Here is a 5,945-nt window from a genome sequence, read left to right as displayed (position 1 = left end):
TAATGGCTTCAGCCGCCGTTAATCTTGTATGGGCAATGGGGTTATTAAATGTGGGGTTTTGTTGTGCGTGAGCTTCGGCTATTTCTTTCAATGATTGGGCAACTATTGGGTATCTTTCCTCCCATTTTTTACATCCACTATTGACTGATTGTAATCCTAAACACACTATCCCAGTTCGTTTTTCATGTAATCCAAGTTGAACATTTTTTCTCCCTCAACCAAACACGATTTCGGTTTGTCTGGCACTTCCTCCACAATACTTGAGACACATTTCAGCTTGAAATGAACGACGCTCTGCTCCCGTCATTTTTGAGGCTGCTAAACGTAAATCATCGACCATCGACGGGGTTAAGGGATTATTTGTCTGTTTTAGCTTCAATTTACTCTCTCTAATCTTTTTACCTCTTCATTTTAATCTATTTCTTCTGTTTTTTCAGACAAGCCAATTATGAAATTTTAAAGTTGTGTACAAAGATCCGCTAACTCTCTGTTCCTTTTATTTCTTGAAAGCCTTTAGTCCAAGCGATTACCCCCTATGGGAAAAGCTTTCTCGGAAATCACCTTAGAGTTGATTTAGATCCAAATCGACTATTAGCCTATGGTATTACCGCCACCCAGGTTAACGAGCAAATTTGTAACTTTAACATCAATTTACCAGGGGGACGTTCAGAAATCGGTGGCACTGAACAAAATGTCCGTACTCTTGGTAGCACTAAATCTGTGCAGGACTTAAGATCCTACCCTATTACCTTACCCAATGGTGACACAGTCCCCCTAATTAGGGTTTGCTGAATAAAAGCAAAACCCTATTCTTTAAAAGGTTACACCCATATTCGCGATCGCAAAAAAGATCAGCTTTGTCGGCTACAAACCGCTATAATTGGTAGAAACACCTCCCAGTTGTTGGTCAAGAACAAATGTATCGAAAAGAGGAGCAACCTTTACCGCCCCCAGAAAAATTTGAATTACCTTTCGAGGGCAAATTGTCCCCCAATAATCGTTGGGTAATCATGGCAGAGTTGATACCTTGGGATGATTTTGAGGAAGAATATGCTAAACTTTTTTCAGCAGAAAAAGGTGCGCCAGCCAAACTATTTAGAATGGCATTAGGGACATTAATTATTAAGGAAAAATTAGGAACAAGTGATAGAGAAACTATAGAACAGATTAGAGAAAATCCCTATCTACAATACTTTATAGGTTTAAATTGTTATCAACAAGAGCCACCACTGGAATCTTCAATGCTAGTTCATTTTAGGAAAAGAATTGATGGAGAATTGATAAACAAAATCAATAAAAAAATAGTAAAAAGAGAAATAGACAAGAGTGATAAAGAAGTAAAAAAAAAGGATTGTCTCCAAGAAAAAGGAGAAAAAATAAAAAATAAAGGTAAACTAATTTTAGATGCGACTTGTGCGCCAGCAGACATCAAATACCCAACGGATTTAGGCATATTAAATCAAGCCAGAATTGAGACAGAAAGAATAATAGATAATCTTTATAAACCATTAAGAGTAAAATTGAGAAAAAAGCCGAGAACTTCTAGAAAAATTGCTAGAAAGGAATACTTAAAAGTAGCTAAAAAACGAAAAGTATCTTATCAAGAAAGAAGAAAAGCTATCGGGAAACAGTTAAAATACCTTAAGAAAAATTTAGGAAATATAGAAGACTTAATTCAAGCTGGGGCTTCCCTGGAAAATCTGAGTAAAAGACAGAAAAATTGTCTAGAGACTATCAAAAAAGTTTATGAACAACAACAGTCAATGTGGGAGAATAAGACCCAGAGTGTTCCTCAAAGAATTGTAAGTTTAACTCAACCGCATATTCGTCCAATAGTGAGGGGAAAAGCAGGAAAACCAATAGAGTTTGGAGCTAAACTCTCAGTAAGCTGTGTAGATAACTATGTGTTTCTAGACAAAATAAGTTGGGAAAACTTCAATGAATCTTGTCATTTTAAAGAACAAGTAGAAAAGTATAAAGAAACGTTTGGCTATTATCCCGAATCCGTCCATGTAGATAAAATTTATCGAACTAGGGAAAACAGAAATTGGTGTAAGGAAAGAGGGATAAGAATCAGTGGTCCGAAGTTAGGAAGACCTCCGAAAAATGTCAGTGAAGAAGAAAAGAAACAAGCCCACTCCGATGAATGCTTCCGTAATGCTATTGAGGGAAAGTTTGGACAAGCTAAACGAAGATTTAGCCTAAATCTCGTGATGACAAAACTCCCTGAAACCTCCATTACATCTATTGCTATTACATTTTTAGTTGTCAATCTTTCTAAACTTCTGAGGCAGTTTTTGTCGCTTTTTTTGTCCTTATTTACCAATAATAGAACAGGAGAACTCATCAAACCGCCTTTCATTAATTTTGATTATACTTTAAACAATTTTTATGTACTAAAACTTATTGATTTGTCAGAAAATTCTTGGTCAAAAGTGGCATAAATTTTGGAGAAACTTTTTCAGCAAACCCTAAGTATTATATTAGATATGGATGTCACGGATGACCAAGTACATGGTAATCAAGAAGGGGCATTTTTTAATAGTTATTATCACGGAGTATGTTATGCTCCTTTATATATTTTCTGTGGGCATCATTTATTAGTTGCTAAACTTCGTTCATCTAATGTAGATTCAGCCGATGGAGCCTTAGACGAATTACAAAGAATTATCGGACTAATTAGAGAAAAATGGTCAGAGACTCATATCCTAGTTAGGGGTGATAGTGCCTATGCCCGTGAAGAAATCTTCTATTTTTGTGAAAATCAGCCTTTAGTTGATTATGTTATAGCTATGGGAACAAATGGCGTTCTTAAGTTACGAGCGGATGATGTAATTGAAAAAGCCAAACATGAATATGAAAAAAAACTAGCTCCAATAACTGAATTAATGGATAGTTTATTTCAGAAAAAAGAAGATTTAGAAGAAGTTAAAAAATTAGTACTAATTTCTACTTGGTATCGCTCTATTCGTTATAAAACAGAAAAGTCATGGAGTTGTCAAAGAAGAGTAGTGACAAAAGTTTGTTATGGAAGTGATGGCTTAAAAATGCGCCATGTGGTGACATCTTTGCCCGCTTCAAAAATTCCACCCTCAAAACTTTATACAAAAAAATACTGTCCGAGAGGCGAGATGGAAAATCGGATTAAAGAACAACAATTAGACTTGTTAGCTCATAGAACTTCAACTCAAACATTTCAAAGTAATCAACTAAGATTATGGATACATTCCTGGGCTTATGTTCTCATAAATGCTTTTCGTCAACACTGTTTAAAAAAAACTTCATTGGCTAAAGCAACTGTGGGAAGAATACGTCTAAATCTTCTTAAGTTGGGAGCCAGAATAAAGATTAGTTGTAGAAGAATTATTATCGCTATAGCTAGTGCTTGTCCTTATCAAGATATTTTGTCTATTGCTAACAAAAGAATTAAAACTATTCCTAATATTGGATAAGTAGAATAAGTTGTTTTTTAAAAAAGATATCTATCATAAGTTGTTGACTGACTGATACTTTCATTTAGTCTTATTTATAGTGGAGAAAATCAAAAGTTAATATAATTATTCCCTCTTAAACTCAATTTTTGGATAATCAAAGTCAATTTTTTTATTCATCTATATTCAAAATTTCTATTAGTCCTAAAAATTATCATTTTTCATCTCTGGATTGGGCTTTCAAATTAATTTGTGAGAAATCTGGGTTAATCCAACTAACCCCTCAAGTCATCTTTCTTTTATTAATCTACAACGGTATTTAGGCTCTACTGAGTTAACTGCTTTACTATTAAAATTGACTGTTTTAAATTCTAAGTTAAAAGATTCCTTACGACAAAGATTAGCTCATATATTTGACTACTATGAGTCAACTTCTATAGAAGAGTCCCTCTGGTTAATCCAAGTTTTAGAAAATTGTTTGCTTGCTTTTACTATTTCTCAAGAAGATAGTAGAATTCTTTAGAATCTAGAATAATATCTTGAGACTAAGATAAATTTTTACCTGAATATACGTAGTATCACTTACTGCTTTTTAATATTTTCTGGCTCATCCTATTTTTCCACAAATCAAGTAGAAAAATAGGATAATGCTATTGGGTTTAGTTTGCATATCATATTTTTAATTGAATGTCGATAGAATATATCACACAAACCTGTTGATTTTTATTATTGAGTTTACCAGTAATTTCCGTAATAATTGGGTGAACTTATATGAATTGGAGTGATGAATATGGTGATGAGTCAAGGAGGGTTTGATACATTAGGCTCTATATCTGAAGCAACTATCATGATGGATGATAGTCTCTATCAATATTTTCTCAAGTTGATACAGACTAAGCCTAGCCCTGAGGTATTGTCTAAGATACGTTTACTATTAGTAGAAGTCGCAAACTATCCTGATAAAAAGTTCAAGAAATGGTCAAAAACCTAGTTTATGCACCAACAGCTAAAAGTAACTGCTCATCATTTTTTAATCGTCTTTGTCAAGTATGTATCGCTCATTGGATAATTAACGAAGAAACAAGACCAGCTATTTTTGAGTTATTAGATTTATTTAAGCAAACAAATATTTATCAAATAGAGCAGCACAAAATTATCACAAGATGGCAAGAATAGAGTCAATATTTTTCAGAAACTACTGAATATTTAAAACTACAAAGATTAATCCGTATTACCAATCACGGTAAAAATAGTCATCAACACAAACCCCAATTTTTGGGAGATTTATTGGGTCGTTATCCATTTTTGTATAAAGATTGTTTACTAAATAATTATAGTGTTCAGCAATACATTGATTTTATAGGTGCTTTCAAACGAAGTCAACAAAAGTCTTTCAATAAAAAATTACATAAGACTATTGTACTTCAAAAACAAAAAATTGAAGTAGCTCGTCTTCGAGCCTTAGCAAACAAAGTACCACAAATAATTGAGTCTATACCTAATCCTACCTTATTAAATAATCAAGCTTTCAACAAAGCGACAGAAACCTTTAGAGAAGTAACTAAAAATCACATTAATAATGGTAAGTCAAAGATTTTTTTAAGTCAAATCGCATCCTCATCCTATCAAGACTTCAAAATAGAGTTTATAAATTATTTAACAGAAGATATTGAAGAAGAAAGAAAGCGACTTCAATTACAGCAGTATTTAATGAAAAATATCGAGGTAAATCTTACTAATTCTCATAAACATTCAATTAATGAGTTTCTAATTTTACGAATTTCTAATAACTTGGACTTTGGACAAAAAAGTTTGTTGGCGTATATTTTACGCTAAACTAAAATCCCAAAATATCGGCTCTGTATCAGTCAATAAAATTGGCTGACAAATAGGGCTAATCTATAGATTCTGAGGAAAACTAAGGAGCTTTTAAGTTTTCAGTTGATTTTTTGCTCCCTTTCTTGATAACATCATGACGAGTTCGTGGGGCTTTTTTGTAACCTTTAATACGTCCGGAAGAAAAACCTCGACGTTTGGGAAATTTGGCGAAAGTCCCCAAGGTCGTAATTATTCTTGAAAAGTCTCTTTGAACTAGACTAGTGCAGCTTGGCGAAAGTAATCCACCAGATTTTTACAGAAACTTTCGTGACTAGCCACGACAATGTGTTTCAATGAAACTAACGGAAGAATCTCGAAGTTGATGTCCATGATAAAAGCATTGCCAATTAACCTCTCCAGCCTACAGAAAACAGTACTCCAACAAATAGTGAGAGGGACAACAAACCCCTATCGCCTTGTTAGACGAGCCAAGCTAATCTTAGCCGCAGCATCAGGAGAGAGCAATAGTTCGATTAGTCGAAGATTAGAATTAGACCGAGTACAAGTGCGTCAGTGGCGATCGCGATGGTTTGAGGAGAGAGAAAACCTGAGTGCCGCCGAAGAACAACAGGTAACGGAGAAAGCATTAATGGTCTTGATCAAAGGAATTTAAGCGATCGCCCAAGAGTGGTCCCC

At 34.1% G+C, this 5,945-nt stretch carries 3 protein-coding genes and 5 pseudogenes; 6 read left to right on the top strand and 2 right to left on the bottom strand.

What is annotated here, in order from left to right:
• A pseudogene (locus CWATDRAFT_RS41550) lies at nt 1-340 on the bottom strand (ISAzo13-like element transposase-related protein); the annotation flags it as partial.
• 221 nt (nt 341-561) lie between these two features.
• Between CWATDRAFT_RS41550 and CWATDRAFT_RS34980 the strand changes: the two are divergent.
• The 5 genes and pseudogenes from CWATDRAFT_RS34980 to CWATDRAFT_RS29125 form a co-directional block, all read left to right on the top strand.
• Nucleotides 562-777: pseudogene (locus CWATDRAFT_RS34980) on the top strand (efflux RND transporter permease subunit); the annotation flags it as partial.
• Between the two features lie 140 nt (nt 778-917).
• Nucleotides 918-2,444, top strand: a complete 1,527-nt coding sequence (locus CWATDRAFT_RS29145) for an IS5-like element ISCwa2 family transposase (protein WP_007308336.1) — start codon at nt 918-920, stop codon at nt 2,442-2,444.
• A gap of 30 nt (nt 2,445-2,474) precedes the next feature.
• Nucleotides 2,475-3,452: pseudogene (locus CWATDRAFT_RS29140) on the top strand (IS1380-like element ISCwa5 family transposase); the annotation flags it as partial.
• Nucleotides 3,453-4,406: 954 nt separating this feature from the next.
• Entirely contained in the window at nt 4,407-4,607 is a 201-nt protein-coding gene (locus CWATDRAFT_RS29130) for a hypothetical protein (RefSeq protein WP_021837006.1), read from the top strand.
• A gap of 99 nt (nt 4,608-4,706) precedes the next feature.
• The gene (locus tag CWATDRAFT_RS29125) at nt 4,707-5,267 is read left to right on the top strand and encodes a hypothetical protein (protein ID WP_042712812.1); all 561 of its coding nucleotides are present in this window, start codon (nt 4,707-4,709) and stop codon (nt 5,265-5,267) included.
• 82 nt (nt 5,268-5,349) lie between these two features.
• Here CWATDRAFT_RS29125 and CWATDRAFT_RS29120 read toward each other — a convergent pair.
• A pseudogene (locus CWATDRAFT_RS29120) lies at nt 5,350-5,529 on the bottom strand (NF041680 family putative transposase); the annotation flags it as partial.
• Nucleotides 5,530-5,592: 63 nt separating this feature from the next.
• Between CWATDRAFT_RS29120 and CWATDRAFT_RS29115 the strand changes: the two are divergent.
• Nucleotides 5,593-5,945 (top strand): annotated as a pseudogene (locus tag CWATDRAFT_RS29115) (helix-turn-helix domain-containing protein); the annotation flags it as partial.

It is taken from the genome of Crocosphaera watsonii WH 8501 (assembly GCF_000167195.1).
In the GTDB taxonomy this organism is placed as follows: Bacteria; Cyanobacteriota; Cyanobacteriia; order Cyanobacteriales; family Microcystaceae; genus Crocosphaera; species Crocosphaera watsonii.
The sequence above is the reverse complement of the archived record's forward strand: the minus strand, read 5'-3'. Positions and strand labels throughout refer to the sequence as shown.

What these genes read in the sequence shown, in the direction of transcription:
- CWATDRAFT_RS29130 (WP_021837006.1), top strand. Translation starts at nt 4,407, where the DNA reads ATGGTCAAAAACCTAGTTTATGCACCAACAGCTAAAAGTAACTGCTCA.
- CWATDRAFT_RS29145 (WP_007308336.1), top strand. Translation starts at nt 918, where the DNA reads ATGTATCGAAAAGAGGAGCAACCTTTACCGCCCCCAGAAAAATTTGAA.